Here is a 25,010-nt window from a genome sequence, read left to right as displayed (position 1 = left end):
TCTGGATCTTCAAGGGTGAGATCCTCGAGCACGATCCGATGGCCCAGGACAAGAGAATGGCCGAAGGCGAGACCGGTGGCGGTGGCGGCGGCCGGCAGCGCCGTGACAACGCTGCGGCCTGACGCCAGCACAGAGAATTTGAGGGCTTGAAGCCATGATGCAACCTAAGAAAACGAAGTTCCGGAAGGCGCATAAGGGCCGCATCCACGGCGTTGCGTCTTCGGGCGCGACGTTGGCGTTCGGCCAGTTCGGCCTGAAGGCGACCGAGCCTGAGCGCGTCACCGCGCGCCAGATCGAGGCCGCCCGCCGCGCGCTGACCCGCCACATGAAGCGTGCCGGCCGCGTCTGGATCCGCGTGTTCCCCGACGTTCCCGTGTCAAAGAAGCCCGCCGAAGTCCGCATGGGCTCCGGCAAGGGTTCGCCGGAATTGTGGGTCGCGCGCGTCAAGCCGGGCCGGGTGCTGTTCGAGATCGACGGCGTCAACACCCAGACCGCGCGTGAGGCGCTGACCCTGGCGGCCGCCAAGCTGCCGATCAAGACGCGCTTCGTCGAGCGCATTGCGGAGTAATGGCCATGGCCCAGATGAAGATCGAAGACATCCGCGCGATGAGCCCTGATCAGCAGGATGACGCCATCCTGAACCTGAAGAAGGAGCGCTTCAACCTGCGTTTCCAGCGCGCCACCGGGCAGCTCGAGAACACCTCGCGCCTGCGCGAGGCCCGCCGTGACATCGCCCGTATCAAGACCGTCGCCGCGCAGAAGCGCGCGAAAGAGAAGTAAGGGGCTTACGAAGATGCCGAAACGTACTTTGCAAGGCGTGGTCGTCAGCGACAAGACTGCCAAGACCGTCGTGGTGCGCGTCGATCGCCGCTTCACGCACCCGATCTACAAGAAGACGATCCGCCGTTCGAAGAACTACCACGCGCACGACGAGGACAACCAGTTCAAGCCGGGCGACATGGTGTGGATCGAGGAATCGAAGCCGATTTCGAAGTTGAAGCGCTGGATCGTGATCCGGGGCGAACACAAGAAAAGCGCCTGATCTGTTGGCTTTAGTCGGCTGACTTCAGGTAAATGTTGAGCGCCGGCTAGGCTGGCGCAAAGAGAAGAGGACGAGGTGCATCAATGATTCAGATGCAGACCAACCTCGACGTGGCCGACAATTCTGGCGCACGCCGTGTCATGTGTATCAAGGTGCTTGGGGGCTCCAAGCGCCGCTACGCCACGATCGGCGACATCATTGTCGTCTCGATCAAGGAAGCGATTCCGCGTGGCAAGGTGAAGAAGGGCGACGTGATGAAGGCCGTCGTGGTGCGTGTCCGCAAGGACATCCGCCGCGCCGACGGTTCGGTCATCCGTTTCGACCGTAACGCCGCCGTCCTGATCAACAACCAGGCCGAGCCGGTCGGTACCCGTATCTTCGGGCCCGTGCCGCGCGAGCTGCGCGCCAAGAACCACATGAAGATCATCTCGCTCGCGCCGGAGGTGCTGTGATGGCTGCGAAGATCCGCAAGGGCGACAAGGTCATCGTGCTGAACGGCCGCGACAAGGGCCGCAGCGGCGAGGTGTTCGAAGTGCGTCCGGACGCCGGCACGGCGCTCGTGCGCGGCATCAACATGGTCAAGCGTCACCAGAAGCAGACGCAGGCCCAGGAGGGCGGCATCATCTCGAAAGAGGCGCCGGTCCAACTGTCCAACATCGCGTATCTCGGCAAGGACGGAAAGCCGACGCGCGTCGGATTCAAGATTCTGGCGGACGGCAAGAAGATCCGCATCGCCAAGCGCTCGGGAGCTGAGATCGATGGCTGAGGCCGCTTATACGCCGCGCCTGCGCGCGGAATACGACGCGAAGATCCGCACGGAGATGACCGAGAAGTTCGGTTATGAGAACGTGATGCAGGTTCCGCGTCTGGACAAGGTCGTGCTGAACATGGGCGTTGGCGATTCCGTCAACGACCGCAAGAAGGCCGAGAACGCCGCTGCCGAATTGACCCTGATCGCCGGCCAGAAGGCGATCGTGACCTATTCGCGGATCGCGATCGCGACTTTCAAGCTGCGTGAGAACCAGCCGATCGGCTGCAAGGTCACGCTGCGCAAGGCCCGCATGTACGAGTTCATCGATCGCCTGGTGACGGTCGCGCTGCCGCGCGTCCGCGACTTCCGCGGTCTGAACCCGAAGAGCTTCGACGGCCGCGGCAACTACTCGCTCGGCCTCAAGGAGCACATCATTTTCCCCGAGATCGACTTCGACAAGGTCACGGAATCCCGCGGTATGGACATCACCGTCTGCACCACGGCCAAGACCGACGACGAGGCGAGGGCGTTGTTGACCGCTTTCAATTTCCCGTTCCGGCAGTGAGACGCTGACCTAAAGCCTCTCAAACGCGGATACCCAGGAGCCAAGCATGGCAAAGAAGAGTTCAGTCGAGAAGAACAACCGGCGCAAGCGGATGGTGAAGAACGCCGCCCCGAAGCGCGAGCGGTTGAAGGCGATCATCGCCGACAAGACGCTGCCGATGGAGGAGCGGTTCGCCGCCACCCTGAAGCTTGCGGAAATGCCGCGCAACTCGTCGGCGACCCGCATCCGTCTGCGTTGCGAGCTGTCGGGCCGTTCGCGCTCGAACTACCGCAAGACCAAACTGTCTCGTATCGCGATGCGCGACCTTGGCTCCAAGGGCATGGTCCCGGGCCTCGTGAAGTCGAGCTGGTAAGGAGGGTCGTTTAGATGTCTACGCACGATCCAATCAGCGATCTGATCACCCGTATCCGCAACGCGCAGATGCGCTCCAAGAGCAAGGTCTCGACGCCTGGTTCGAAGATGCGCGAGAACGTGCTCGAAGTGCTCAAGACCGAGGGCTACATCCGCGGTTACGCCACGCTCGAGCATTCCTCGGGCCGCAGCGAGATCGAGATCGAGCTGAAGTATTTCGACGGCGAGCCCGTCATCCGCGAGATCGAACGAGTTTCCAAGCCTGGGCGTCGCGTCTACGCCTCGGTGAAGGCTCTGCCGCGGGTCAATAACGGACTCGGCATTTCGGTGTTGTCGACGCCGAAGGGGATCATGGCCGACCACAGTGCGCGTGAAGCGAACGTGGGCGGTGAAGTCCTCTTCACGGTGTTCTGAGAAGGATTTTTGATCCATGTCACGTGTTGGCAAAAGGCCTGTGGCGGTGCCCTCGGGTGTTACCGCGACCGTCGACGGGCAGACCGTCAAGATGAAGGGGCCGAAGGGCCAGCTTCAGTTCGTCGTCCATGACGACGTCGAGGTGAAGCTCGAGAACGGCCAGGTCAAGGTGAACCCGCGGGTCGAGACCAACCGCGCGCGGGCGCTGTACGGTACCGCTCGCGCCCAGGTCGCGAATCTGGTCGAAGGCGTCACCAAGGGCTTCGAGAAGAAGCTCGAAATCACCGGCGTCGGTTACCGCGCCGCGATGCAGGGCAAGAACCTGCAGCTCGCGCTCGGCTACAGCCACGACGTGGTCTATGCGATCCCGGAAGGGATCACGATCACCGTGCCGAAGCCGACCGAGATCACGGTGACCGGCAGCGACATCCAGCGCGTCGGCCAGGTCGCGGCCGAAATCCGCGCCTATCGCCCGCCGGAGCCCTACAAGGGCAAGGGCGTCAAGTATGTTGGCGAATTCATCTTCCGCAAGGAAGGCAAGAAGAAGTAACGGAGCCGGTCATGTCGAAAGCCAAGGTTACGAATGCCCGGCGCAAGCGGAGTGTGCGGCTCAAGTTGCGCCGCTCCGGTGGCGGCCGTCCGCGTCTGTCGGTGTTCCGCTCGTCCAAGCACATCTACGCCCAGGTCATTGACGACCTGAAGGGCGAGACGCTGGCCTCTGCCTCCTCGCTCGAGAAGTCGATGCGCGACGGCGGCAAGACCGGCGCCGACATCGATGCGGCGAAGGCGGTCGGCAAGCTGCTGGCCGAGCGCGCCGCGGAGAAGGGCGTCAAGGAAGTCGTGTTTGATCGCGGCAGCTACCTCTACCACGGGCGCGTCAAGGCTCTTGCCGACGCAGCGCGTGAGAGCGGGCTGAGCTTCTAACAGAATTTGAGGATTGAGGCGTAAGCCTCTGAAGGATTGGAAAAATGGCAGAACGCGAACAACGTGGTGGACGCGATCAACGCGGCGGCGGACGTGACCGCCAGCAGCGCGAGGAGCGCGATAGCGAGTTCGTCGACAAGCTGGTCCACATCAACCGCGTGGCCAAGGTCGTCAAGGGCGGCAAGCGCTTTGGTTTCGCAGCGCTGGTCGTGATCGGCGACCAGAAGGGCCGCGCCGGTTTCGGTCACGGCAAGGCGCGCGAAGTGCCTGAGGCGATCCGCAAGGCGACTGAATCCGCCAAGCGCAATTTGACCCGCGTCTCGCTGCGCGAGGGCCGCACGCTGCACCACGACATCGCCGGCCGTCATGGCGCGGGCCGTGTCTACCTGCGCGCCGCGCCGGCCGGTACCGGCATCATCGCCGGCGGTCCGATGCGCGCCGTGTTCGAGACGCTCGGCGTCCAGGACGTGGTGGCGAAGTCGATCGGCTCGTCGAACCCCTACAACATGGTGCGCGCGACCTTCGATGCGCTGAAGCACCAGGATTCGCCGCGTTCGGTCGCAGCCCGCCGCAACATCAAGGTGTCCACTCTGCAGTCCCGCCGCATCGGTGGCGATGCCGAGGCGGCTGCGGACTAACGCAAGCTTTTCGGAGTAGACCACGATGGCCAAGGCCAGCAAGACGATCAAGCTTGAGCAGACCGGCAGCGCGATCCGCCGCCACCACTCGCAGCGCTCGACGCTGATCGGGCTCAAGCTCAACAAGATCGGCCGTACCAGCGAACTGCCGGATACCCCGGCGGTCCGCGGCATGATCGAGAAGGTTCACCATCTCGTCCGCATCGTCGACGAGAAGTAGGCAAGTGCGCGTGATCCCGGGAACCGGCTAGCGGTTTTCGGCCGAGATCATGCGCAAGAAACAAGGAGAAGGGCGATGAAGCTCAGCGATATCGCCGACAACGCCGGCTCGCGCAAGAAGCGCATGCGCGTCGGCCGTGGCATCGGTTCGGGCAAGGGCAAGCAGTCCGGCCGCGGCGGCAAGGGCCAGACCGCGCGTTCGGGCGTGCGCATCAAGGGTTTCGAAGGCGGCCAGATGCCGATGCATCGCCGTCTGCCCAAGCGCGGCTTCAACAACATCTTCCGCATCGAGTTCGCCGAGATCAATCTCGACCGGCTCCAGGAAGCGGTCGATGCCAAGAAGATCGACACCGGCAGCGTCGTGAACGTCGAGGCCCTGGTGAAGGCCGGCGTGCTGCGCCGCGCCAAGGGCGGCCTGCGGCTGCTCGGCCGTGGCGAGCTCAAGGCCAAGCTCAACATCGAAGTGCATGGCGCCTCGAAGACCGCGATTGAGGCGGTCGAGAAGGCCGGCGGCTCGGTGAAGATCCTCGCCCCTGCCAAGGAAGAAGGCGAGGCGGCGTAACAACTGCGTCATTGGCCCGCGGCTCGCGGGCCTTTACGCATGCGGGACGTGGACTTATCGAAGCCGAGCACCAGATAATGTCCGGCGTCCGCTAACTAAGCCCGGCCGCGGGTATGACGGCGCACAAGGCGGCGGGAGAAAGTCCAAGATGGCCTCAGCAGCGGAACAACTGGCAGCCAACCTCAATTTCGGCGCGTTTGCCAAGGCCGACGAGCTCAAGAAGCGCATCTGGTTCACCCTGGGTGCGCTGCTGGTTTACCGGCTCGGCACCTACATCCCGCTGCCCGGCATCGATCCCAACATCTGGGAGCAGGTGTTCCGTTCGCAGGCGGGCGGCATCCTCGGCATGTTCAACATGTTCGCCGGCGGCGGCATCCACCGCATGGCGATCTTCGCGCTGAACATCATGCCGTACATCTCGGCCTCGATCATCATTCAGCTTCTGACCACCGTCTCGCCCCAGCTCGAGGCGCTGAAGAAGGAAGGCGAGGCGGGCCGCAAGACGCTGAACCAGTACACCCGCTATCTCACCGTGATCCTGGCCGCGTTCCAGTCCTATGGCATCGCGGTCGGTCTCGAAGGCGCCGGCAATGTCGTCAGCGACCCCGGCCTGTTCTTCCGTCTCTCCACCGCGATCACGCTGACCGGCGGCACCATGTTCCTGATGTGGCTGGGCGAGCAGATCACCTCGCGCGGCATCGGCAACGGCATCTCGCTGATCATCCTGTCCGGCATCGTCGCCGAGCTGCCGGCGGCGCTCGCCAACATGCTCGAGCTCGGCCGTCAGGGCGCGATGTCGACCGGCCTGATCCTCGTCGTCATCATCATGGCGGTCGCCGTGATCGCCTTCATCGTGTTCATGGAGCGGGCGCAGCGCCGGTTGCTGATCCAGTATCCGAAGCGCCAGGTCGGCAACAAGATGTTCGAGGGCCAGTCCTCGCATCTGCCGCTCAAGCTCAACACCTCGGGCGTGATCCCGCCGATCTTCGCGTCCTCGCTGCTGCTGCTGCCGACAACGGTGGCCAACTTCAACGCGGGCAGCGGGCCGGAGTGGTTCCAGTGGATCACCACCCAGCTCGGCCACGGCCGTCCGCTGTTCCTGATCCTCTATCTCGCGCTGATCGTGTTCTTCGCGTTCTTCTACACCGCGATCGTGTTCAACCCGACCGAGACTGCGGACAATCTGAAGAAGCACGGCGGCTTCATTCCGGGCATCCGTCCCGGCGAGCGCACCGCGGAATATATCGACTACGTGCTGTCGCGCGTCACCGTGCTCGGCGCGATCTATCTGGCGATCGTCTGCTTGATTCCCGAAATCCTGATCTCCTACGCCTCGGTGCCGTTCTACTTCGGCGGCACGTCGCTGCTGATCGTCGTCAGCGTCACCATGGACACGGTGGCGCAGGTGCAGGGCTATCTGCTCGCCCATCAGTACGAGGGCCTGATCCGGAAGTCGAAGCTGCGGGGCCGCCGCAGGTAGAGTTCCATCGCATATGACGACCGAGCTCGCGCGCCGCATCGCTATCACGATCGGCGCGCTGCTTCTTTTCAGGCTCGGCACGCAGATCCCGATCGCGGGACTGGATGTTTCGCGCCTCTCCTCGTTACCCAGCTTGAACGGCCGCCTTTCGCTCTTTGCGCTCGGCCTCATTCCCTATCTGACCGCGGCGATCTTTGTCCGGTTGCTGTCGGTGGTGTGGCGCGGCCTTAGTTCGCTGGAGCGGTCGGGCGAGGACGGCCGGCGAAAAGTCGCCCGCGCCACGCTCGTGCTCACGCTGGCTCTTGCTGCCTTTCAGGCCTACGGCATCGCCTCCGCGCTGACTTCCATTCCGGAGCTCGTCAGGAATCCGGACGGCTGGTTCATGATGACGGCGACAGCCTCGATGGTTGGTGGCGTCTTCGTGCTGGTGTGGCTGAGCGAACAGATTACCCGCTACGGCATTGGCAACGGCCTGGCGCTGATCCTGAGTGTCGGCATACTCGTCTCCCTGCCGCGAGACGTCGCCGGCATCGCAGATGTCGTGCGGAGCGGGGCGGTCTCTGGCAATCTCGTATTCATCCACGCTGTGTTCTGGGTCGTGACCGTCGCCGTCATCGTGCTCGTCGAAGGCGCGCGGCGAAATGTGCGAGTCGAGTTCGGTGCGCTCAATGTCGGCGTACGGCAATTGCCGACGCGCGCCGGCGTGCTGCCGATCAAGCTCAACAGCGCCGGGTTCCTGATTCCAGTCACCGTGGCTCCGTGGATCTTCTTCCTGCCGCTGGCCTTTGCGGGGTTCTTCCTGGGAGGCGATCATCCCCTGGTCGCCGCAGCCCACCGGCACCTCCAGTTGGGGCAGCCGGCGCACATGATCCTCGTGTCGATCGCCGTGTTCGCGCTTGCCTTCGTCTACACTGCCTATGTCCTCGATCCCGAACAGACGGCAAAATCCCTAGTGGCTCGCGACGGCACAATTCCCGGCGTCGCGTCCGGCGAAGCCACGGCCGACTATCTCGATCGCGTCGTGTCATTGACGACGGTCGTCGGAGCCGTCTACCTGACTGCGCTGCAGCTGATTCCAGAGGTCTTCGAGCTTTACGGGATCGGTCTGCCTTATAGTATGGTCGTCGATGGCGGTGCGGCGCTGGTTGTCGTCTGCACTGTTCTTGATATCAAAACACAGGTGCGCGACGTATCGCTCACCAATCCGGGGGGCGTACGCCGATGAGAATTATACTTCTGGGACCGCCGGGGTCGGGCAAGGGGACCCAGGCGCAGCTGCTGGTGCAGCGCTATGGCATCGTCCAGCTCTCGACCGGTGAGATGTTGCGCGCGGCCGTTGCGGCCGGAACGCCGGTCGGGCTGAAGGCCAAGGAGATCATGGCCAGTGGCGGTCTCGTKCCCGACGACGTCGTGGTCGGAATCATCTCCGACCGGATCGACCAGCCGGACGCCAAAAACGGTTTCATCCTCGACGGATTTCCGCGCACCGTGCCGCAGGCCGAAGCCCTGGATGAGCTCTTGAAGCACAAGCACATGAAGCTCGATGCGGTGATTGAGCTTCGCGTCAACGAGAGCGCGCTTTTGAGTCGCGTCGAGACCCGCGTGGCCCAGATGCGGGAGCGCGGCGAGGAGGTCCGGGTCGACGACACGCCGGAGGTGCTGACCAAGCGACTCGCCAGCTACCGCAGCCTGACGGAACCGCTGATTCACTACTATTCCGAGCGGCGGAAGCTCTCGACCATCGACGGCATGATGGCCATCGACGAGGTGACCCGCGCCATCCACCGCCTCCTGCTGGCGCTCGGAGCGATCGAGCCGAAGACGCATGCCAGAAGTGCGGCCAAGGCGGYGCCCGCCAAGAAGGGGGCTAAGAAGGCCAAGGCAGCCAGGACGGCAGCCAAAAAGCCGGCGAAAACGGCCAAAAAGGCTGCCAAATCCGCCAAAAAGGCGGCCAAGACCGCCGTGAAGGGGGCCAAGAAGGCAGCGAAGAAGGCCGTCAAGAAGGCAGCCAAAAAGGCCGCCAAGAAGGCTGTCAAAAAGGGTGCCAAAAAGGCCCCAAAAAAGGTCACGAAAAAGCGAGCTAAACGCTAGCAGCGGTTGACGAAAGCCCCCTGAATCCCTTAATAAGCCCCGCATCCAAGTCGGATAGTTTCAGACGATGCCGGGCCCCAGGAAGACCGGGGGTGGGCGTCGTGTTCGCGTTTGTGAACACCTGCCCGAGAACACAAGCACTTAAAGCCTGGTCCTGACGAGGATCGGCAACAGGAGAGAAGGCCTTGGCCCGTATTGCCGGCGTGAACATTCCCACCAACAAGCGCGTGCTCATCGCGCTCCAGTACATCCATGGCATCGGTCAGAAGATCGCCGGGGAGATCCTGGAAAAGGTGAAGATCCCCGAAGACCGTCGCGTCAATCAGCTCAGCGACGCCGAAGTGCTCCAGATCCGCGAAGTGATCGACCGCGACTATCTCGTCGAGGGCGACCTGCGTCGTGAGGTCGGCATCAACATCAAGCGTCTGATGGACCTCGGCTGCTATCGCGGCCTGCGCCATCGTCGCGGTCTGCCGGTGCGCGGCCAGCGTACCCACACCAATGCGCGTACGCGCAAGGGTCCGGCCAAGGCCATCGCCGGCAAGAAGAAGTAAGTTTTCGAATCCAATCGCGGCGTGTGGCGACAGGGGATGACCCGTTCGCCACGCGCCTTTCGTTCCACAGGTGTAGCCGCTGGCATTACGGCGGCGTTTGAGATCTCCAGGAAAGGTACTCTATGGGCAAGGAAGCCACCCGCGTTCGTCGTCGTGAGCGCAAGAACATCGCCTCCGGCGTCGCGCACGTGAACTCGTCGTTCAACAACACGACCATCACCATCACCGACGCGCAGGGCAACACCATTGCCTGGTCCTCCGCCGGCACGATGGGCTTCAAGGGCTCGCGCAAGTCGACCCCCTATGCCGCGCAGGTTGCCGCCGAAGACGTGTCCAAGAAGGCGCAGGAGCACGGCATGCGCACGCTGGAAGTCGAAGTCGCCGGTCCCGGTTCGGGCCGTGAGTCGGCACTCCGCGCGCTTCAGGCCGCGGGCTTCACCGTCACCTCGATCCGCGACGTGACCACGATCCCGCACAACGGTTGCCGTCCCCGCAAGCGTCGGCGCGTTTGATACGAGGTCGCGGACGCCATTGTCGTCCGCGATGACTTTTCTAAGAAGCCGCGGGTGCGACCCGCGGCCTTTCTCCAACGCCAGTGTCTGCAACGGCAGTTCGACTGGCCTGTATGGGTGAAACAGTGACGATCCAGAAAAATTGGCAAGAACTGATTCGGCCGAACAAGCTCCAGGTGACCCCCGGTAGCGATCCGGTCCGCTTTGCGACCATCGTCGCCGAGCCGCTCGAGCGCGGCTTCGGCCAGACGCTCGGCAACGCGCTGCGGCGCATCCTGCTGTCCTCGCTGCAGGGCGCGGCGGTGCAGTCGGTGCACATCGACGGCGTGCTGCACGAGTTCTCCTCGATCGCGGGCGTCCGTGAGGACGTCACCGACATCGTGCTCAACATCAAGGACATCTCGATCAAGATGCAGGGCGAAGGCCCCAAGCGCATGGTCGTCAAGAAGTCCGGTCCGGGCGTCGTCACCGCCGGCGACATCCAGACCGTCGGCGACGTCGTGGTGCTCAATCCGGACCTGCAGATCTGCACGCTGGACGAGGGCGCCGAGATCCGCATGGAGTTCACGGTCGCGACCGGCAAGGGCTATGTCCCGGCCGAGCGCAACCGCCCCGAGGACGCGCCGATCGGCCTGATCCCGGTCGACAGCCTGTTCTCGCCGGTCCGCAAGGTCTCCTACAAGGTCGAGAACACCCGCGAGGGCCAGATCCTCGACTACGACAAGCTGACCATGACGATCGAGACCAACGGCGCGATCTCGCCGGATGACTCGGTGGCTTACGCCGCCCGCATCCTCCAGGATCAGCTCAACGTGTTCGTCAATTTCGAAGAGCCGCGCAAGGAAGTCGCCCAGGAGATCATCCCGGACCTCGCCTTCAACCCGGCCTTCCTCAAGAAGGTGGACGAGCTCGAGCTGTCGGTGCGTTCGGCCAACTGCTTGAAGAACGACAACATCGTCTACATCGGCGACCTCGTGCAGAAGTCGGAAGCGGAAATGCTCCGCACCCCGAACTTCGGCCGCAAGTCGCTGAACGAGATCAAGGAAGTGCTGGCCCAGATGGGTCTGCACCTCGGCATGGAAGTGCCGGGCTGGCCGCCGGAGAACATCGACGAGCTCGCCAAGCGCTTCGAGGATCACTACTAAGCTTTTGTCGTTCCGGGGCGATGCGACAGCATCGAACCCGGGACCTCGAGATTCCGGGTTCGGCTCTGCGAGCCGCCCCGGAATGACGACCGGGCGAACGCAGGCAGCCCACCTGAGCAACATGTCCGACGAACCGTCGCGGCAGTTTTTACGTAAGGAATAGACACATGCGTCACGGCAAGGTTCATCGGAAGCTCAACCGCACCGCCGAGCATCGCAAGGCGATGTTCGCCAACATGTGCGCCTCGCTGATCAAGCACGAGCAGATCGTCACCACGCTGCCGAAGGCCAAGGAACTGCGTCCGATCGTCGAGAAGCTCGTCACCCTCGGCAAGAAGGGCGGCCTGGCCATGCGCCGCCAGGCGATCTCGGAGATGCGCGACAAGGATCAGGTCAGGAAGCTCTTCGACACGCTCGCCACCCGCTACAAGGACCGCCAGGGCGGCTACACCCGCATCATCAAGGCCGGCTTCCGCTACGGCGACAACGCGCCGATGGCCGTGATCGAGTTCGTCGACCGCGACGTCGATGCCAAGGGCCAGGACTCCGGCCCGGTGCAGGAAAAGGAAGCCGACGCGGCGTAAGCCGTTTCAGCAGGTACGGAATTGAAAGCGGCGCCCTCGGGCGCCGCTTTTGTTTTGGGGCTGGCGAAGATCCGACAGACTATTCTTCCTTGATCCCCGCCCTTTGCGCGATCTCCTTCATCTCGGCGGTCTCCTTGCCGATGGCTCCTGCCCAATCGCTGTAGCGCATGAAGCCCGGTTCGAAGCCGACCTTGGTGAAGCGCTCGATGACGGAAGGGCTGTTGATGATCTCCTCCAGCGTCGCCGACAGCTTGTCGCGAACGGCCGGCGGCAGCCCTTTGGGCGCGACCACCGCGCCCCAGGACGCGAAGTCGATGTTGCCATAGCCGAGTTCGGCGAGCGTCGGCACGTCGGGCAGGTAGGGCGTGCGCTTGCCGGAGAACACCGCGAGCACCTTGACGGTGCCCGCCTCGATCTGCGGCTTCACGGCGATCACGGTGTCGACGTGGTACTGAATGTGCTTGCCGATGAGGTCGTTCATCGCCGGGGCACTACCCTTGTAGGGCARGTGGACCATCTTGACCCCGGCACTCGACTTGAACAGCTCGCCGGCGAAATGCGAGACGGTCGCGACGCCGAACGATGCGAGCGACAGCTTGTCGGGATTGGCCTTCGCCTCGGCGACGAGCGAGGCCACGTCCTTGACCGGATTGTCGTTGTAGGTGACCAGCGCCAGCGTGATCTTGCCGACCTGGCCGAGCGGCTCGAAATCCTTGGCCGCGTCGTAAGGCACGCTTTCCTTCACGGCTGCCGGCAGCGTGAAGCTCGAGTTTGAGCTGAAGAACAGGGTGTATCCGTCAGGCGCCGAGCGCGCGACCTCCTTGGCCGCGATCGTGGTGCCGCCCCCGGGACGGTTCATGATGATCACGGGCTTGCCGAGCCGCGTCTCCAGTTCGCCGCCGATGATGCGCGCGACCACGTCGGAGGCGCCGCCCGGTGGGAAGGGGACGATCAATTGCAACGATTTCTCCGGATAGACCGCTTGAGCCGGCGCGGGCGAATTAGCCCCCATCAAGCCGACCAGTCCGAGGATAATCGTGAGAGCCGTACGCTTCATCGCATAGTTCTTCCGTGTTCACATGAGTAGCCGTGCTGCTAGCAATAATCGTTCCAGCCGCGGTTCAGGCAGGGTGTCTACGTTGTCGCAGGAAAAGTGCCAGGCGTCTCACTGATTGGTGAGCGCCGATTGCGGCCCGATCCGCCGCGCCCGATATCCCATTATCGATCCGATGGAGATACTACATGAACATAGACCTTTCCGGAAAAACTGCCCTCGTGACCGGCTCGACCGCCGGCATCGGCCACGCCATTGCAAAAGGCCTTGCCGGCTCGGGCGCGAGCGTGGTGATCAACGGCCGTGGCCAGGACAAGGTCGATGCGGCCGTACGCAAGCTGGAAGGCGCGGGGGCTAAGGTTCGCGGCATCGCCGCCGACGTCTCGACCGCTGCAGGCTGCAAGGCGCTGGTGGCGGCGCTGCCGGAGGTCGACATCCTCATCAACAATGCCGGCATCTTCGAGCCTAAGGAGTTTTTCGACATCCCGGACGAGGACTGGACGCGTTTCTTCGAGGTCAACGTGATGAGCGGCGTGCGGCTGTCGCGCGCATACATGAAGGGCATGCTCAAGCGCAACTGGGGCCGTGTCGTCTTCATCTCATCCGAGTCCGGGCTCAACATTCCCGTCGAGATGGTTCACTACGGCATGACCAAGACCGCCCAGCTCTCGGTCGCGCGCGGGCTGGCGCAGCTCACCCGCGGCACCGGCGTCACGGTCAATTCGGTGCTGCCGGGTCCGACCATGTCGGAAGGCGTCGAGACCTTCGTCAAAGATCTCGCCAAGCAGAACGGCCAGTCGGTGGATGAAGCCGCGGCCAATTTCGTCAAGCAGCATCGCCCGAGCTCGTTGTTGCAGCGCTTTGCCAGCGTCGACGAGATTGCCAATATGGTGGTCTATGTTGCGTCGAAGGAGGCGTCCGCGACCAATGGCGCGGCGCTGCGCGCGGAAGGCGGCATCGTCAATACCATCGCTTGAGGCGATGCGCATGCCAGCCTATGTGATCTCCGAGGTCGAGGTGCGCGATCAGGCGATGATGGAAGCCTATCGCGCGCTTGCGGCGCAGACTATCACGCGATATGGCGGCCGCTACCTCGCGCGCGGCGGTGCTGCCGAGGTGGTGGAGGGCGGCCCGCCGCCCAAGACCATCATCATCGTGGAATTTCCATCGATGGCGCGGGCACGCGAATGGTACGCCTCGGCCGAATATGCCGAGGCGCTGAAGCTGCGGCGGACGGCGCTGGAGCGGCGGCTGATGTTCGTCGAGGGTGTGACGCCGTAGCGAGTCTCGTCATGGCCGGGCTTGTCCCGGCCATCCACGCATCACCGCGTATGAGGATGGACGTGGATGCCCGGGTCAAGCCCGGGCATGACGGAGCCTTTGGCTGCTACCACCCCTCCAGCACGATCTTGCCGCGCGATTTGCCGCTCTCGAGCAACGCATGCGCGCGCTTGAGGTTGGCCGCGTTGATGGTGCCAAGGGTCTGGTCGAGCGTGGTGCGCAGCACGCCCTTGTCGATGAGGTCGGCGACGTCGTTGAGCAGATGATGCTGCGCGATCATGTCGGCGGTCTGGAACGAGGACCGCGTGAACATCGATTCCCAGTGCACCGAGATCGCCTTGCCCTTGAACGTGCTCGCGGCGAACTCCAGCGGATCGTCGATCAGGCCGAACTTGCCCTGCGGCGCCATGAACTCGGCGATCGCCTTGTAGTGCTGGTCGGTGAAGGTGAGGCTCGCCACCAGCGCGACCGGCGGCAGCTTGAGCTTCTCGATCTGCTCCTTCATCGGCTTGCCGTGGTCGATCACGGCATGCGCGCCGAGGTCGAGGCACCATTTTTGCGACTCCGGCCGCGTCGCGGTGGCGAGCACCGTCAGCCCGGTGAGGCGGCGGGCGAGCTGGATCAGGATCGAACCGACACCGCCGGCGCCGCCCGTGATCAGCAGCGTGCGCGGATCGACGCTCTTGCCGGGCACCGCGCCGAGGCGATCGAACAGCAGCTCCCATGCGGTAATGGAGGTGAGGGGGAGGGCGGCTGCCTGCGCGAACGACAGCCTCTTCGGCTTGTTGCCGACGATGCGCTCGTCGACCAGGTGGAATTCGGAGTTGGTGCCCTGGCGCAGGATCGAGCCGGCGTAAAACACCTCGTCGCCCGGCTTGAACAGCGTCACATCGGGCCCGACGGCATCGACCACGCCGGCTGCATCATAACCGAGGATCTTCACCTCGCCCTCGGGCGGAGCGGCGCGCTTGCGCACCTTGTAATCGACCGGATTGGCCGAGATCGCCTTCACGGCGACACGGATATCGCGCCCTTTGGGCTCGGGCTTTGCGGTCTCGAAATCGATCAGTGAATCCACATCCTCGATCGGAAGCGATTTTTTGTAGCCGATGGCCTTCATGGCTTGTCTTCTCCATCAGATGGCGCGCAGCTCGTGATGTGCGCCCGCCGCTGTAACTGTCCCGCTAGCGCCCATTTGGCAAGTACTGTAAATTGAGGGATATAGTCCCTGTTTGGATACTATTGGGAAAACACGCATGAAACGGCGCGACTTCACCCGTCGTCCCGGCTGCTCGGTCGAGGCGACGCTGGATCTGATCGACGGCAAGTGGAAGGGCGTGATCCTCTACCACCTCCAGGACGGCACCCAGCGCTTCGGCGAATTGCGCCGCCGGATGCCCGGCATCACCCAGCGCATGCTGACCAAGCAGCTTCGCGCGCTCGAGCAGGACAAGCTCGTCATCCGCAAGGTCTATGCTGAAGTGCCGCCGCGGGTGGAATATTGCCTCTCCGAGCTCGGCGAGAGCCTGCGGCCGGTCATCGATATTCTCAAGGCCTGGGGTGAGAGCCACCAGGAGCGGCTGTCCTGCGCGCCGGCGCCGGACGCGGAGCCGGCCAAGAAGCCAAAACGCGCGGCGTGATCGCAGAGAAGCGCGTGCCGCATTTTCGCTGCCGTCCCGGGCTCGCGCTTTCGCGCGCCCGGGACGACAAGTGAGTGGTGCGGAGGCAGATCGCCTCAGAACGCGAACTGCGTGCGCATCGCGATGGCGTCGTACTTCGAGCCGACATCGGCGGTGGAGACCGGCGAGGCCTGCTTCGACACCGTGCCATGCAGATAATCGAGCATGAAGCGGACGTTGCCGTTGACGTACCAGTTGAGCGCCAGCGTGTAGACCGTCTGCCGGCCGCCGGCGATGCCGTTGGCGGTCGCGAGCTGGTTGTTGAGGTCGACCGTCGAGAAGCGCCCCGCGATTTCCCACGCGCCCCAGCCGCCGCCGTCGAGCGAGAACGGGTGCGCCGGCTTCACGCCGGCATAGGCCGCGTTCGCCGCATTGTAGCTCCGGCCTTCGCCGGTCAGCACATAGCCGGCCTGCGCATAGCCGCCCTGGAATTTCAGGCTCGGTGCGCCGACCAGGGGCACGCTGGTGTTGGCGGTGCGGTCGATGTTGTACCAGAAGTACTCGCCTTGGACGATGAACGGCCCATAGGTCGCTGCCGCTTCGACGCTGTAGACCTGCGCGCCCGAGACGTTGGGGATCGCACCGGTCGAGACCAGCGCCGTCGGGTCGAGGCGCAATTCCGGCCGGTCGCTGAGCGTGAGCGTTTGCGTGTTGGCGATCAGGTTGCGCGGCGGCTGGATCAGCCACTCCGCGTCGGCGCCGATATGCACCGAGTAGTCCTTGCCGCTGATCGGGTTGCCGGCGATACGCGCCACCGCGCCATACTGCTCGCTCGTGCCCGCCGGCGCGGCGCTCGAAGCGGAGTGGATCGCGCCTGTCGCAGGTCCCGTGACGTAGCCGCCGATCCACAGCTGGTCGGTGAACCAGCGCGTGCCAACGGCGGAGCGGAAATCGCCCGCGGCAATGTTGGTGGCGATGATGCCGGACGAGGCGCGCTCCATGAACAGGGTGTCATTGGAGCTCGTGGCTTCATCGAGCGTGTAGGGCAGGTCCATGACGCCGATTTCGACGGCCATCTTGCCGCCGAACGGCTTCAGGCCGGTGTAGCTGAGATAGGCGTTCTCGATGCCGGAGACGGCGCCGCCGGGCAGCGATCCCGGAGCTGCGCCGCCAAATCCGTCGGACGCGCCGCCGAAATCGTAGATCAGCGCGTAATTCCAGTCGTCGAGGAATTTGCCGGTGACGCCGATGCGCGCGCGGCGGACGTTCTGGCCGCTGTCGAGCTTCTGCGGGACCGTGGCCGCGGTGTTGGGACGATAGTCGTAGCCACCGACATCGTAGTGCAAGCGGCTGGCGATCGCGACGCAGTTCGCCCCATCGGCGGTGCAAATGGTCGGCCGGTTGTTCGGCATCGTCACGACGACGCCGGACGCAGGCGCCGGCCCCTTGAGCGGGATCGCCGCGTTCGCATTGGCGACGACCGCCTTCGCCTCCGAGCGCGCCTCGGCCTTTGCTTCGGCCTTGGCTTCCGCTTTGGCCTTCGCCGTGGCCGCCGTGTTCGCGGCGGTCTGGCTCTGGAGCTTGTCGAGCTTCTGCTCCAGCAACTTCAATTGCTGCTTCAGCAGTGCGATCTCCTGTTCACTGCTGCTTGCCGATTGAGCCTGGGCCTGCGAGGCCGCCAGCGCGCCGGCGAGCCCAATCGCCGCGGCTGCAATTCTTGTCCTGCTCACGTCACGCCTCCATCATTTGACGAACTTCCCCAAGTCTTAGGCGGAGAGCCTAGGAACGATCGATGACTGCCCCGCGACGGCGCGCTTCGGTTGCTTGGTTCCCACTGGTGCAAATTCGCCGCAACCGAATCCACCACGGGATAGAATGCTGGATGGTGCGCGTCATGCCAATCTGTGGTGCCCGGCGGTTTGCGATTTCGCACGGAGGCTTGCATTCCGGTGACACCCGGAAGGGGGTGAATATTGCCGTCTGGCGCCCTTCTATTGGCGGGCGAAGGCGCCTATATTCCGGCGTCTTTTCCGAGAGGTAGGAATGTTTCGATCGACCCGGACCGCCGTCGTCACGGCATTGTGCATAGCGTTTTCGGCCCACTTCAATCCGGCTGCTGCGCAGGACCGCCGTGTCCCGTCGTCGCCGGCCGAGCTGCGGCTGTCCTATGCGCCGATCGTGCAGCGGGTGCAGCCGGCGGTGGTCAACGTCTATGCCGCCAAGGTGGTGCAGAACCGCAATCCGCTGCTCGATGACCCGATCTTCCGCCGCTTCTTCGGCGTGCCGGGCCAGCAGCCCGAGCAGATGCAGCGCTCGCTCGGCTCCGGCGTCATCGTCGATGCCTCCGGTCTCGTCGTCACCAACGTCCACGTCATCGAGGGCGCCGACCAGGTCAAGGTGTCGCTGTCGGACAAGCGCGAGTTCGAGGCCGAGATCCTGCTGAAGGATCCGCGCACCGACCTCGCGGTGCTGCGCCTCAAGGACACCAAGGAAAAATTCCCCACCCTCGACTTCACCAACTCCGACGAGCTTCTGGTCGGCGACGTCGTGCTCGCGATCGGCAATCCCTTCGGCGTGGGGCAGACCGTGACCCACGGCATCATCTCCGCGCTCGCGCGCACGCAGGTCGGCATCACCGACTACCAGTTCTTCATCCAGACCGATGCGGCGATCAATCCAGGCAATTCGGGCGGTGCACTGGTCGACATGAGCGGCAAGCTCGCCGGCATCAACACCGCGATCTATTCGCGCTCCGGCGGCTCGCAGGGCATCGGCTTCGCGATCCCCGCCAACATGGTCCGCGTCGTCGTCGCCTCCGCCAAGGGCGGCGGCAAGGCCGTGAAGCGGCCATGGCTGGGTGCGCGGCTGCAGGCGGTGACGCCCGACATCGCCGAGAGCCTCGGCCTGCGCTCGCCGACCGGCGCGCTGGTCGCAAGCGTGGTCGCCAACGGTCCCGCCGCAAAGGCCGGGCTGAAATCCTCCGACCTGATTGTCACGATCGACGGCCAGACCGTGGACGATCCCAATGCCTTCGACTATCGCTTCGCCACCCGTCCGCTCGGCGGCACCGCGCAGATCGACGTGCAGCGCGGCGGCAAGCCGGTCAAGCTGACGGTGGCGCTGGAGACGGCGCCCGACACCGGCCGCAACGAGCTCGTCATCACCGCCCGCTCGCCGTTCCAGGGCGCAAAGGTCTCGACCATCACCCCGGCGGTCGCCGACGAGCTGCATCTCGACGCCGACACCGAAGGTGTCGTGATCACCGATATCGGCGGCGATACTGCGGCTGCGAATGTCGGCTTCCAGAAGGGCGACGTCATTCTGTCGGTCAACAACCAGAAGATCAGCAAGACCGGCGACATCRAGAAAGCGGCCGGTGAACGCCAGCGGATCTGGCGCATTACGCTGGTGCGCGGCGGCCAGCAGATCAACGTCACGCTCGGCGGATGAGTCCAAAGCGACCACAGGAGACGCCGACTCTCTTTGCCGCGGCGGGGCTCGACCACGACGCTCCGCATCCGCTGCCGGACCGCCTGCGTCCGCGTGCATTGTCTGAGGTCGTCGGCCAGGACCATATTCTCGGGCCCGACGGCGCGCTGACGCGCATGCTGGAGACGCGTACGCTGGGCTCGCTGGTGTTCTGGGGCCCGCCCGGCACCGGCAAGACCACGGTGGCGCGGCTGCTCGCGGATGCGACCGACCTGCATTTCGAGCAGATCTCCGCGGTGTTTTCCGGCGTCGCCGATCTCAAGAAGGCCTTTGACGCCGCCCGCGCCCGCCGCGAGATGGGCAAGGGCACGTTGCTGTTCGTCGACGAGGTGCACCGCTTCAACCGCGCCCAGCAGGATTCGTTTCTGCCGGTGATGGAAGACGGCACGGTGGTGATGGTCGGCGCCACCACCGAAAACCCGTCCTTCGAGCTCAACGCGGCGCTGCTGTCGCGCGCCCGCGTGCTGGTGTTTCGTTCGCTCGACGCAGACGCGATCGAAAAGCTGTTCGCGCATGCCGAGGCAGTCGAGGGCCGAAAGCTGCCGCTCGATGCCGAGGCGCGCGCCGTGCTGGTGCGCATGGCCGACGGCGACGGAAGGGCATCGCTGACGCTCGCCGAAGAGGTCTGGCGTTCGGCGCGGGCGGATGAGATTTTCAATGCCGCGCAGTTGCAGGATATCCTGCAGCGCCGTGCGCCGATCTACGACAAGTCGGCCGACGGCCATTACAACCTGATCTCGGCGCTGCATAAGTCGGTGCGTGGCTCCGATCCCGATGCCGCGCTGTATTATCTCGCGCGCATGCTCGATGCCGGCGAGGACCCGCTGTTCCTGGCCCGCCGCGTCGTCCGCATGGCGGTCGAGGACATCGGGCTCGCCGACCCGCAGGCGCTCGTCATCGCCAATGCCGCGAAGGACGCCTTCGACTTCCTCGGCCATCCCGAAGGCGAACTCGCCATCGCGCAGGCCGTGGTCTATCTCGCCACCGCCCCGAAATCGAACGCGGTCTACACCGCCTTCGGCACGGCGATGCAGGTCGCCAAACAGGCCGGCTCGCTGCTGCCGCCCAAGCACATCCTCAATTCGCCGACCAAGCTGATGAAGTCGGAGGGCTACGGCTCCGGCTACGCATATGACCACGATACCGCCGACGCCTTTTCGGGGCAGGACTACTTTCCGGAAGCCCTGGGCCGGCAGACCTTCTACGACCCGCCCGAGCGCGGTTTTGAGCGGGAGATCCGGAAGCGGCTGGATTACTGGGCGAAGCTGCGCAAGGAGCGGGGCGGAAAATAGGGCTTCTGAAACCAGCAGCATGAGTACATTTACGGTTTACGTAACACGTAAATCTTGCTACTCGGCTGAGGAAATCCCATGCCTCATACATCGACACATCCCGGCGAGCATCTTGCCGAAGAGCTGCGAGAGCTCGGCATAACGGCCGCGGAGCTGGCGCGTCAGATCGATGTGCCAGTGAATCGCATCACCGGCATCATCAACGGGCAGCGCGGCATTACCGCGGATACGGCGCTGCGTCTTGGTCATTGGTTCGGTACGAGCCCGCAATTCTGGATGAACCTGCAACAGCAATATGAGCTGCGGCTGGCCGAGAAAGAGGTGGGCGCGCAGGTTGCGTCGCTGCCCCGCCGCGCCAACGCGCAGTCGACACGAAAGCTTGGAAAAACCGCATGAGCCGCCGCATCAAGAGAATGAACCCAAAGCCTCGCGAGCGCGACGAGCGCAAGGAGGGGCGTCCGTTCAAGGCGCGCGGTGCGTCAAAGGCCGGCCCGCGGCCGGGCGGCAAGCCCGGCAGCCAGCCGCCGCGCTTTGCGGCCGAGCGCGCCGAGCGGCGCGCGCCTAAAACGGCGCCGGAAACGCCCGCGCCGGCAAAACCCGTCGAGGCGCTGCTGCCGACCAAGGTGCAGACGGTCAAGGTCACGGCGGACGAGAACAACATGCGCGTCGACCGCTTTCTGGAAGCGCGCTTTCCCGGCCTGTCGTTCTCCCACATCCAGCGCGTCGTGCGCAAAGGCGAGCTGCGCGTCGACGGCAAGCGGGTCGACAGCAAGGATCGTCTGGAAGAGGGCCAGAGCGTCCGTATTCCGCCCTTGAAGCTCGATACGCCGAAAGCGCCGAGTGCGCTCTCGGAAGCCGCGCAAAAAACGCTCCAGACGCTGAAGGAGATGACGATCTACGAGGATGACGACGTCCTCGTGCTGAACAAGCCGGCCGGCCTTGCCGTGCAGGGCGGCTCGGGCATGACGCGGCACATCGACCAGATGCTGGAGGTGATGCGCGACGCCAAGGGCCAGAAGCCGCGCCTGGTGCACCGCATCGACAGGGAGACATCGGGCTGTCTGCTGGTCGCGAAGACACGCTTCGCCGCAAGCCATCTGACCGGCGCGTTCCGCTCGCGGTCGGCGCGTAAAACCTATTGGGCGCTGGTGCCGGGCCTGCCGAAGCCGAAGCAGGGCCGCATCTCGACCTTCCTTGCCAAAGAGGAGAGCGAAGACGACACCATCATGCGCATCGCCGCGCATGGCGACGAGGGCGCGAGCCATGCGGTGACCTATTACGCGGTGGTCGAGACCGCCGGCAACAAGCTCACCTGGGTGTCGCTGAAGCCTGTCACTGGCCGCACGCACCAGCTCCGCGCGCACATGGAGCACATCGGCCACCCCATCATCGGCGATCCCAAATATTTCAACATCGAGAACTGGTCGCTGCCGGGCGGGCTGCAAAACCGGCTGCATCTGCTCGCGCGCCGGATCGTGATCCCGCATCCGCGCGGCGGCGTGATCGACGCCACGGCGCCGTTGCCGCCGCACATGCAGCAATCGTGGAACCTGCTCGGGCTCGATGCGAGCCGGTTCGATCCGATCGAGAACGCGCCTGAGGAGTAGGGGTTTCCGCGATGTCGTCCCGGCGAAGGCCGGGACCCATACCGCGGAATCTATCCGGAGCGTGCGGTGTTCGTACCGGCGAACGATTTCCAACTGCTGGCCTTCGCCAAAGTTCTGCTGCGGAGTATGGGTCCCGGCCTTCGCCGGCCTTCGCCGGGACGACGCCCGTGGTTGTGTCGCCGTCCACACACCCCCACTCAATTCCGAAACTGCTCCAGGAACATCCGCAAGGAGTCATGCGGGCTCTCGACGTCCGTGATCAGCCAGCCCTCGGGACCGTTCACCTGCCGGCCGCGATTGTCGAAATTCGCCGCGACATAGGTCTTGTCATATTGCTTGCGGACGACCGCGATCGCGACCGGGCCGAGCTTCCAGGTCGGGCTCTGCACCAGGAAATCGTAGGGCTCGACCCTTGGCGCGGACCACACCTTGCGCAGGCTGGGATCGAAGAATTGCCGGGCGGTCACAGCGTCGCGCGGCAGGCCCTTTGACAGCTCCGGTGCGCCTGCGCCGTAATGGGCATAGACGTTGCGGACCAGCGATTCCGGGGTGMGAAAGCCGGCCTCGGCCGCGGCCAGCCAGAGCCCGGCGAACATGGCCATAAGGCCCCCAAGTTCCCTCATGCCTCCGCTCGCTTTATCGGCTACCGGATTTATCTTACAAGCCTAGCATTGAGCGACCGGGGCCGAAAACCGCATGCGTGAATTGTTCGATGAAGCCGCGGGGCAGTCGCCCCTCGACCCGCAGGAGGCGGTCCGCCAGGCCTCGCGCGTGCCGTTGCGCAAGCGCTTCTACAAGGAAGTGGGGGTGGCCGAGGCCGAGGGCGGTTTCGCCATCACGCTCGACGGCAAGCCGATCCGGACGCCCACCGGGCGCCAGGTGGCGATCCCCTCGCGAGATCTCGCCGATGCGGTGGCCGCGGAATGGGCGGATCAGAAAGAGACGCTCAATCCCGTCACCATGCCGCTGACGCGGATCGCCAACAGCGTGGTCGAGGGTGTCGTGGATCGCGTCGAACTCGTGGCCGACGATCTCGCAAAATACTTCGAGTCCGACCTGTTGTTCTATCGCGCCGGCCACCCGGAGGGGCTGGTGGCCCGCGAGGCCGCGCATTGGGATCCCGTGCTGTTCTGGGCCGCCGAGACGCTGGGGGCGCATTTCATCCTGTCCGAGGGCATCATGCATGTGAAGCAGCCCGACGAGGCGGTCGCGGCGGCACGCGCTGCGCTGCCCGGAGATCCCTGGTCGGTCGCGGCGCTCCACGTGGTCACGACGCTCACCGGCTCGGCGCTGCTGGCGCTGGCGCTGGCCCACGGCGTGCGCGACGCCGACCAGGTCTGGGCGGCAGCCTATGTCGACGAGGACTGGAATGCCGAAAAGYGGGGGGTGGACGAGGAATCGACCGCCCGCCGCGCTGCCCGGCTGAGGGACTTCAAGGCTGCCGTCGCGATCCTGGCGGCGGTCAAGCCGCCCGCGGCCAAAGGTCCTTAACGAGAGGTTTACGACGCCGGCGTTAGGGTGGCCCGTGCTCCTGGGCCCCTGAGATGCCGACGCCGATAAGCTCGATCCTTCCCGTCAGCGCTGCCAGCCCCGTAGCTGATGCGGCGACGCCTGACCTCGTGCTTCAGGCCGGCAGCGTCGTCGACGCCAAGGTGATCGGCGTGCTCGCCGACAATCTGGTGCGAATCGCGATCGCCAACCTCTCCCTCGACGTGATGTCGGAGGTGGCGCTGACGCCGGGCCAGAATCTCCAGCTCGCGGTGTCGCAGAACGACGGCACGATCCGGCTCGCAATCGTCAACGGGGCAGGCGAGGCGGCCGCCGATCAGATCACGCTGACGCCGGGTGCGGCGTCGCTCGTGGACAGCCCGCCGCTTGCGCCGTCCGCGACCGCGGCCCGCAATCTCCTGACGCCGTCCGAGCAGGTGGCCGTGACAATGGCCTCGGCCGAGGCCGTGACCAAGCAGGGCAGTCAGGCGCCGCTGTTTGCCGATCTTGCTTCGGTTGTGACCGGCAGCAACCTGCCGGCGGGGCTGAAGCAGGCGATGCTGGATGTGATCGCGCAGCAGACGCCGCTCAATGCTGGACTCGACGGCGCCGATATCGAAACCGCCTTCCAGAAGTCGGGGCTCTTTCTCGAGGCATCGCTCGCCGCCGGCGCGCCGCTGTCGTCCGGCACGGTCCCGGACCTGAAGGCGGCGCTGCTTGTGCTGCGACAGACGCTGGCTGGGCTCGAGACCGGTGCGCCGCAGACGCCGGTAGCCGCGCTTTCAACGAGCGCTGCGGCAGCGTCGCAGGCAGCTCAAGTTGCCGGCGAGACAGCGCAGGCGGCATCGCCGTCGCCCGACGCGGAGATCGCCCAACCGGCGCAACTGCCACGCGGTGCTGCGCTTGCGGCTGCCGTGCTGGCAGACGTGGCGGGTGAAACGCTGCAGGCGCCGACACCGCGGACCATGTCTGCCGGCCTCGCCGCAAGCCTGCTGCAAGAGCTCACGCAAAACCTGCCGCGCATGACCGGCAATGTGCCGGGCTCCAACAAGGCGGTGCCTGACGGCCACGTCTTCGACACGGCCGCGCGCACGACCACGCCGCCGCCGTTCCGGGGCGCGCTGCCGTCGCCGCAATCCATTGCCTTGCCGTCGCTCACGCCGGATACGCCGCTCGCCGCGACCGTGCATCGCCTGCTCGACGGCATCGATGCCGCGATCGCGCGCCAGACCTTGCTGCAAGTCGCCTCGCTTCCCGATCGCGTCGATGCCAGCGGTCATCGCATCGACCCGGCCGTGGCGCAGTGGAATTTCGAGATTCCGTTCTTGACCCCGCAGGGGACCGCGAT

The 25,010-nt window shown here is 64.8% G+C and carries 33 protein-coding genes and 1 pseudogene; 30 read left to right on the top strand and 4 right to left on the bottom strand.

Going from position 1 to position 25,010, the window contains the following annotated elements; all coding sequences use genetic code 11:
• From ACXJL8_RS07655 to rplQ, 21 genes and pseudogenes are all read left to right on the top strand, one after another.
• Positions 1-122: pseudogene (locus tag ACXJL8_RS07655) on the top strand (30S ribosomal protein S3); the annotation flags it as partial.
• A 32-nt stretch (positions 123-154) separates the two neighbouring features.
• Entirely contained in the window at positions 155-568 is a 414-nt protein-coding gene (rplP, locus tag ACXJL8_RS07650; RefSeq protein ID WP_008136349.1) for a 50S ribosomal protein L16, read from the top strand.
• Positions 569-573: 5 nt separating this feature from the next.
• On the top strand, positions 574-780 hold the full coding sequence (gene rpmC, locus ACXJL8_RS07645; protein ID WP_008136348.1) for a 50S ribosomal protein L29: 207 nt from the start codon (positions 574-576) through the stop codon (positions 778-780).
• A 13-nt stretch (positions 781-793) separates the two neighbouring features.
• Positions 794-1,042, top strand: coding sequence for a 30S ribosomal protein S17 (gene rpsQ / locus ACXJL8_RS07640; RefSeq protein WP_071912842.1), 249 nt, complete (start codon positions 794-796; stop codon positions 1,040-1,042).
• 83 nt (positions 1,043-1,125) lie between these two features.
• Positions 1,126-1,494, top strand: a complete 369-nt coding sequence (gene rplN / locus ACXJL8_RS07635) for a 50S ribosomal protein L14 (protein WP_008549246.1) — start codon at positions 1,126-1,128, stop codon at positions 1,492-1,494.
• Positions 1,494-1,808 (top strand): 50S ribosomal protein L24, encoded by a 315-nt coding sequence (gene rplX, locus ACXJL8_RS07630; RefSeq protein ID WP_456618162.1) that lies wholly within the window; start codon positions 1,494-1,496, stop codon positions 1,806-1,808. The genes rplN and rplX overlap by 1 nt, the downstream gene beginning before the upstream one ends.
• Positions 1,801-2,358 carry a 50S ribosomal protein L5 gene (rplE, locus tag ACXJL8_RS07625; protein WP_426615424.1) on the top strand — a complete coding sequence of 186 codons (558 nt, stop codon included), beginning with the start codon at positions 1,801-1,803 and terminating at the stop codon, positions 2,356-2,358. Before rplX ends, rplE begins: the two co-directional genes overlap by 8 nt.
• Positions 2,359-2,404: 46 nt before the next feature.
• Positions 2,405-2,710 carry a 30S ribosomal protein S14 gene (gene rpsN, locus ACXJL8_RS07620; RefSeq protein WP_426407733.1) on the top strand — a complete coding sequence of 102 codons (306 nt, stop codon included), beginning with the start codon at positions 2,405-2,407 and terminating at the stop codon, positions 2,708-2,710.
• Positions 2,711-2,724: 14 nt separating this feature from the next.
• The gene (gene rpsH / locus ACXJL8_RS07615) at positions 2,725-3,123 is read left to right on the top strand and encodes a 30S ribosomal protein S8 (protein WP_008136338.1); all 399 of its coding nucleotides are present in this window, start codon (positions 2,725-2,727) and stop codon (positions 3,121-3,123) included.
• Between the two features lie 16 nt (positions 3,124-3,139).
• Positions 3,140-3,673 (top strand): 50S ribosomal protein L6, encoded by a 534-nt coding sequence (gene rplF / locus ACXJL8_RS07610; RefSeq protein ID WP_200455581.1) that lies wholly within the window; start codon positions 3,140-3,142, stop codon positions 3,671-3,673.
• 11 nt (positions 3,674-3,684) lie between these two features.
• Positions 3,685-4,047 (top strand): 50S ribosomal protein L18, encoded by a 363-nt coding sequence (rplR, locus tag ACXJL8_RS07605; RefSeq protein ID WP_007603036.1) that lies wholly within the window; start codon positions 3,685-3,687, stop codon positions 4,045-4,047.
• Between the two features lie 44 nt (positions 4,048-4,091).
• Positions 4,092-4,685, top strand: a complete 594-nt coding sequence (rpsE, locus tag ACXJL8_RS07600) for a 30S ribosomal protein S5 (RefSeq protein WP_129268075.1) — start codon at positions 4,092-4,094, stop codon at positions 4,683-4,685.
• 25 nt (positions 4,686-4,710) lie between these two features.
• The gene (gene rpmD / locus ACXJL8_RS07595; protein WP_074116734.1) at positions 4,711-4,905 is read left to right on the top strand and encodes a 50S ribosomal protein L30; all 195 of its coding nucleotides are present in this window, start codon (positions 4,711-4,713) and stop codon (positions 4,903-4,905) included.
• 75 nt (positions 4,906-4,980) lie between these two features.
• Positions 4,981-5,466 carry a 50S ribosomal protein L15 gene (rplO, locus tag ACXJL8_RS07590; RefSeq protein ID WP_456684825.1) on the top strand — a complete coding sequence of 162 codons (486 nt, stop codon included), beginning with the start codon at positions 4,981-4,983 and terminating at the stop codon, positions 5,464-5,466.
• A 148-nt stretch (positions 5,467-5,614) separates the two neighbouring features.
• Entirely contained in the window at positions 5,615-6,946 is a 1,332-nt protein-coding gene (secY, locus tag ACXJL8_RS07585) for a preprotein translocase subunit SecY (RefSeq protein ID WP_456618160.1), read from the top strand.
• 13 nt (positions 6,947-6,959) lie between these two features.
• Positions 6,960-8,171 (top strand): preprotein translocase subunit SecY, encoded by a 1,212-nt coding sequence (locus ACXJL8_RS07580; RefSeq protein ID WP_456618159.1) that lies wholly within the window; start codon positions 6,960-6,962, stop codon positions 8,169-8,171.
• On the top strand, positions 8,168-9,037 hold the full coding sequence (locus tag ACXJL8_RS07575; RefSeq protein WP_456684824.1) for an adenylate kinase: 870 nt from the start codon (positions 8,168-8,170) through the stop codon (positions 9,035-9,037). Before ACXJL8_RS07580 ends, ACXJL8_RS07575 begins: the two co-directional genes overlap by 4 nt.
• 185 nt (positions 9,038-9,222) lie before the next feature.
• On the top strand, positions 9,223-9,591 hold the full coding sequence (gene rpsM, locus ACXJL8_RS07570) for a 30S ribosomal protein S13 (protein WP_014494511.1): 369 nt from the start codon (positions 9,223-9,225) through the stop codon (positions 9,589-9,591).
• A 122-nt stretch (positions 9,592-9,713) separates the two neighbouring features.
• Positions 9,714-10,103 carry a 30S ribosomal protein S11 gene (rpsK, locus tag ACXJL8_RS07565; RefSeq protein WP_007603045.1) on the top strand — a complete coding sequence of 130 codons (390 nt, stop codon included), beginning with the start codon at positions 9,714-9,716 and terminating at the stop codon, positions 10,101-10,103.
• Positions 10,104-10,216: 113 nt separating this feature from the next.
• A complete protein-coding gene (locus ACXJL8_RS07560) occupies positions 10,217-11,248 on the top strand; it encodes a DNA-directed RNA polymerase subunit alpha (protein ID WP_456618157.1) in 1,032 nt (343 codons plus the stop codon).
• 167 nt (positions 11,249-11,415) lie between these two features.
• Complete coding sequence (rplQ, locus tag ACXJL8_RS07555) at positions 11,416-11,832, top strand: 50S ribosomal protein L17 (RefSeq protein ID WP_456618156.1); 417 nt, start codon at positions 11,416-11,418, stop codon at positions 11,830-11,832.
• A 79-nt stretch (positions 11,833-11,911) separates the two neighbouring features.
• Here rplQ and ACXJL8_RS07550 read toward each other — a convergent pair whose 3' ends face one another.
• The gene (locus ACXJL8_RS07550) at positions 11,912-12,889 is read right to left on the bottom strand and encodes a Bug family tripartite tricarboxylate transporter substrate binding protein (RefSeq protein WP_456618155.1); all 978 of its coding nucleotides are present in this window, start codon (positions 12,887-12,889) and stop codon (positions 11,912-11,914) included.
• A 185-nt stretch (positions 12,890-13,074) separates the two neighbouring features.
• On the opposite strand from ACXJL8_RS07550, the gene ACXJL8_RS07545 reads away from it, so the two are divergent.
• Both ACXJL8_RS07545 and ACXJL8_RS07540 read left to right on the top strand, forming a co-directional pair.
• A complete protein-coding gene (locus ACXJL8_RS07545) occupies positions 13,075-13,863 on the top strand; it encodes an SDR family NAD(P)-dependent oxidoreductase (protein WP_456618154.1) in 789 nt (262 codons plus the stop codon).
• A gap of 10 nt (positions 13,864-13,873) precedes the next feature.
• Complete coding sequence (locus tag ACXJL8_RS07540) at positions 13,874-14,167, top strand: DUF1330 domain-containing protein (protein WP_456618153.1); 294 nt, start codon at positions 13,874-13,876, stop codon at positions 14,165-14,167.
• A 106-nt stretch (positions 14,168-14,273) separates the two neighbouring features.
• Here the strand turns inward: ACXJL8_RS07540 and ACXJL8_RS07535 are convergent, their stop codons facing one another.
• Positions 14,274-15,287 carry a zinc-binding alcohol dehydrogenase family protein gene (locus ACXJL8_RS07535; RefSeq protein ID WP_456618152.1) on the bottom strand — a complete coding sequence of 338 codons (1,014 nt, stop codon included), beginning with the start codon at positions 15,285-15,287 and terminating at the stop codon, positions 14,274-14,276.
• A 136-nt stretch (positions 15,288-15,423) separates the two neighbouring features.
• Between ACXJL8_RS07535 and ACXJL8_RS07530 the strand changes: the two genes are divergently transcribed.
• Complete coding sequence (locus ACXJL8_RS07530; protein WP_456618151.1) at positions 15,424-15,807, top strand: winged helix-turn-helix transcriptional regulator; 384 nt, start codon at positions 15,424-15,426, stop codon at positions 15,805-15,807.
• A gap of 95 nt (positions 15,808-15,902) precedes the next feature.
• On the opposite strand, the gene ACXJL8_RS07525 is transcribed toward ACXJL8_RS07530, so the two are convergent.
• A complete protein-coding gene (locus ACXJL8_RS07525) occupies positions 15,903-17,516 on the bottom strand; it encodes an OprO/OprP family phosphate-selective porin (RefSeq protein ID WP_456618150.1) in 1,614 nt (537 codons plus the stop codon).
• A gap of 313 nt (positions 17,517-17,829) precedes the next feature.
• On the opposite strand from ACXJL8_RS07525, the gene ACXJL8_RS07520 reads away from it, so the two are divergent.
• The 4 genes from ACXJL8_RS07520 (at position 17,830) to ACXJL8_RS07505 (ending at position 22,174) form a co-directional block, all read left to right on the top strand.
• A complete protein-coding gene (locus ACXJL8_RS07520) occupies positions 17,830-19,236 on the top strand; it encodes a DegQ family serine endoprotease (protein ID WP_456684823.1) in 1,407 nt (468 codons plus the stop codon).
• Positions 19,233-20,567: a replication-associated recombination protein A gene (locus ACXJL8_RS07515; protein WP_456618148.1), complete on the top strand. Its 1,335-nt coding sequence runs from the start codon at positions 19,233-19,235 to the stop codon at positions 20,565-20,567. The genes ACXJL8_RS07520 and ACXJL8_RS07515 overlap by 4 nt, the downstream gene beginning before the upstream one ends.
• A gap of 78 nt (positions 20,568-20,645) precedes the next feature.
• The gene (locus tag ACXJL8_RS07510) at positions 20,646-20,963 is read left to right on the top strand and encodes a HigA family addiction module antitoxin (protein WP_456618147.1); all 318 of its coding nucleotides are present in this window, start codon (positions 20,646-20,648) and stop codon (positions 20,961-20,963) included.
• Positions 20,960-22,174: an RluA family pseudouridine synthase gene (locus tag ACXJL8_RS07505; RefSeq protein ID WP_456618146.1), complete on the top strand. Its 1,215-nt coding sequence runs from the start codon at positions 20,960-20,962 to the stop codon at positions 22,172-22,174. Before ACXJL8_RS07510 ends, ACXJL8_RS07505 begins: the two co-directional genes overlap by 4 nt.
• A gap of 197 nt (positions 22,175-22,371) precedes the next feature.
• Here ACXJL8_RS07505 and ACXJL8_RS07500 read toward each other — a convergent pair whose 3' ends face one another.
• Positions 22,372-22,797, bottom strand: a complete 426-nt coding sequence (locus ACXJL8_RS07500) for a hypothetical protein (RefSeq protein WP_456684822.1) — start codon at positions 22,795-22,797, stop codon at positions 22,372-22,374.
• A gap of 73 nt (positions 22,798-22,870) precedes the next feature.
• Between ACXJL8_RS07500 and ACXJL8_RS07495 the strand changes: the two genes are divergently transcribed.
• Both ACXJL8_RS07495 and ACXJL8_RS07490 read left to right on the top strand, forming a co-directional pair.
• Positions 22,871-23,665: an ATP12 family chaperone protein gene (locus ACXJL8_RS07495; RefSeq protein WP_456684821.1), complete on the top strand. Its 795-nt coding sequence runs from the start codon at positions 22,871-22,873 to the stop codon at positions 23,663-23,665.
• A gap of 53 nt (positions 23,666-23,718) precedes the next feature.
• Positions 23,719-25,010, top strand: a 1,292-nt coding sequence (locus ACXJL8_RS07490) for a flagellar hook-length control protein FliK (RefSeq protein WP_456684820.1), incomplete at its 3' end; no start/stop codon positions are given.

The organism is Bradyrhizobium sp. P5_C11_2 (assembly GCF_054049755.1).
The sequence above is the reverse complement of the archived record's forward strand: the minus strand, read 5'-3'. Positions and strand labels throughout refer to the sequence as shown.

Bases quoted from the DNA above. Each gene is read 5' to 3' on its own strand.
- rpmD (WP_074116734.1), top strand. From the start codon at position 4,711: ATGGCCAAGGCCAGCAAGACGATCAAGCTTGAGCAGACCGGCAGCGCG.
- rplE (WP_426615424.1), top strand. From the start codon at position 1,801: ATGGCTGAGGCCGCTTATACGCCGCGCCTGCGCGCGGAATACGACGCG.
- ACXJL8_RS07505 (WP_456618146.1), top strand. From the start codon at position 20,960: ATGAGCCGCCGCATCAAGAGAATGAACCCAAAGCCTCGCGAGCGCGAC.
- rpsH (WP_008136338.1), top strand. From the start codon at position 2,725: ATGTCTACGCACGATCCAATCAGCGATCTGATCACCCGTATCCGCAAC.
- ACXJL8_RS07535 (WP_456618152.1), bottom strand. From the start codon at position 15,287: ATGAAGGCCATCGGCTACAAAAAATCGCTTCCGATCGAGGATGTGGAT.
- ACXJL8_RS07510 (WP_456618147.1), top strand. From the start codon at position 20,646: ATGCCTCATACATCGACACATCCCGGCGAGCATCTTGCCGAAGAGCTG.
- rpsN (WP_426407733.1), top strand. From the start codon at position 2,405: ATGGCAAAGAAGAGTTCAGTCGAGAAGAACAACCGGCGCAAGCGGATG.
- ACXJL8_RS07580 (WP_456618159.1), top strand. From the start codon at position 6,960: ATGACGACCGAGCTCGCGCGCCGCATCGCTATCACGATCGGCGCGCTG.
- rpmC (WP_008136348.1), top strand. From the start codon at position 574: ATGGCCCAGATGAAGATCGAAGACATCCGCGCGATGAGCCCTGATCAG.
- rplX (WP_456618162.1), top strand. From the start codon at position 1,494: ATGGCTGCGAAGATCCGCAAGGGCGACAAGGTCATCGTGCTGAACGGC.
- rplP (WP_008136349.1), top strand. From the start codon at position 155: ATGATGCAACCTAAGAAAACGAAGTTCCGGAAGGCGCATAAGGGCCGC.
- rplN (WP_008549246.1), top strand. From the start codon at position 1,126: ATGATTCAGATGCAGACCAACCTCGACGTGGCCGACAATTCTGGCGCA.
- rplF (WP_200455581.1), top strand. From the start codon at position 3,140: ATGTCACGTGTTGGCAAAAGGCCTGTGGCGGTGCCCTCGGGTGTTACC.
- rpsQ (WP_071912842.1), top strand. From the start codon at position 794: ATGCCGAAACGTACTTTGCAAGGCGTGGTCGTCAGCGACAAGACTGCC.
- ACXJL8_RS07540 (WP_456618153.1), top strand. From the start codon at position 13,874: ATGCCAGCCTATGTGATCTCCGAGGTCGAGGTGCGCGATCAGGCGATG.
- secY (WP_456618160.1), top strand. From the start codon at position 5,615: ATGGCCTCAGCAGCGGAACAACTGGCAGCCAACCTCAATTTCGGCGCG.
- rplO (WP_456684825.1), top strand. From the start codon at position 4,981: ATGAAGCTCAGCGATATCGCCGACAACGCCGGCTCGCGCAAGAAGCGC.
- rpsE (WP_129268075.1), top strand. From the start codon at position 4,092: ATGGCAGAACGCGAACAACGTGGTGGACGCGATCAACGCGGCGGCGGA.
- ACXJL8_RS07530 (WP_456618151.1), top strand. From the start codon at position 15,424: ATGAAACGGCGCGACTTCACCCGTCGTCCCGGCTGCTCGGTCGAGGCG.
- ACXJL8_RS07545 (WP_456618154.1), top strand. From the start codon at position 13,075: ATGAACATAGACCTTTCCGGAAAAACTGCCCTCGTGACCGGCTCGACC.
- ACXJL8_RS07560 (WP_456618157.1), top strand. From the start codon at position 10,217: ATGGGTGAAACAGTGACGATCCAGAAAAATTGGCAAGAACTGATTCGG.
- rpsK (WP_007603045.1), top strand. From the start codon at position 9,714: ATGGGCAAGGAAGCCACCCGCGTTCGTCGTCGTGAGCGCAAGAACATC.
- ACXJL8_RS07515 (WP_456618148.1), top strand. From the start codon at position 19,233: ATGAGTCCAAAGCGACCACAGGAGACGCCGACTCTCTTTGCCGCGGCG.
- rplR (WP_007603036.1), top strand. From the start codon at position 3,685: ATGTCGAAAGCCAAGGTTACGAATGCCCGGCGCAAGCGGAGTGTGCGG.
- rplQ (WP_456618156.1), top strand. From the start codon at position 11,416: ATGCGTCACGGCAAGGTTCATCGGAAGCTCAACCGCACCGCCGAGCAT.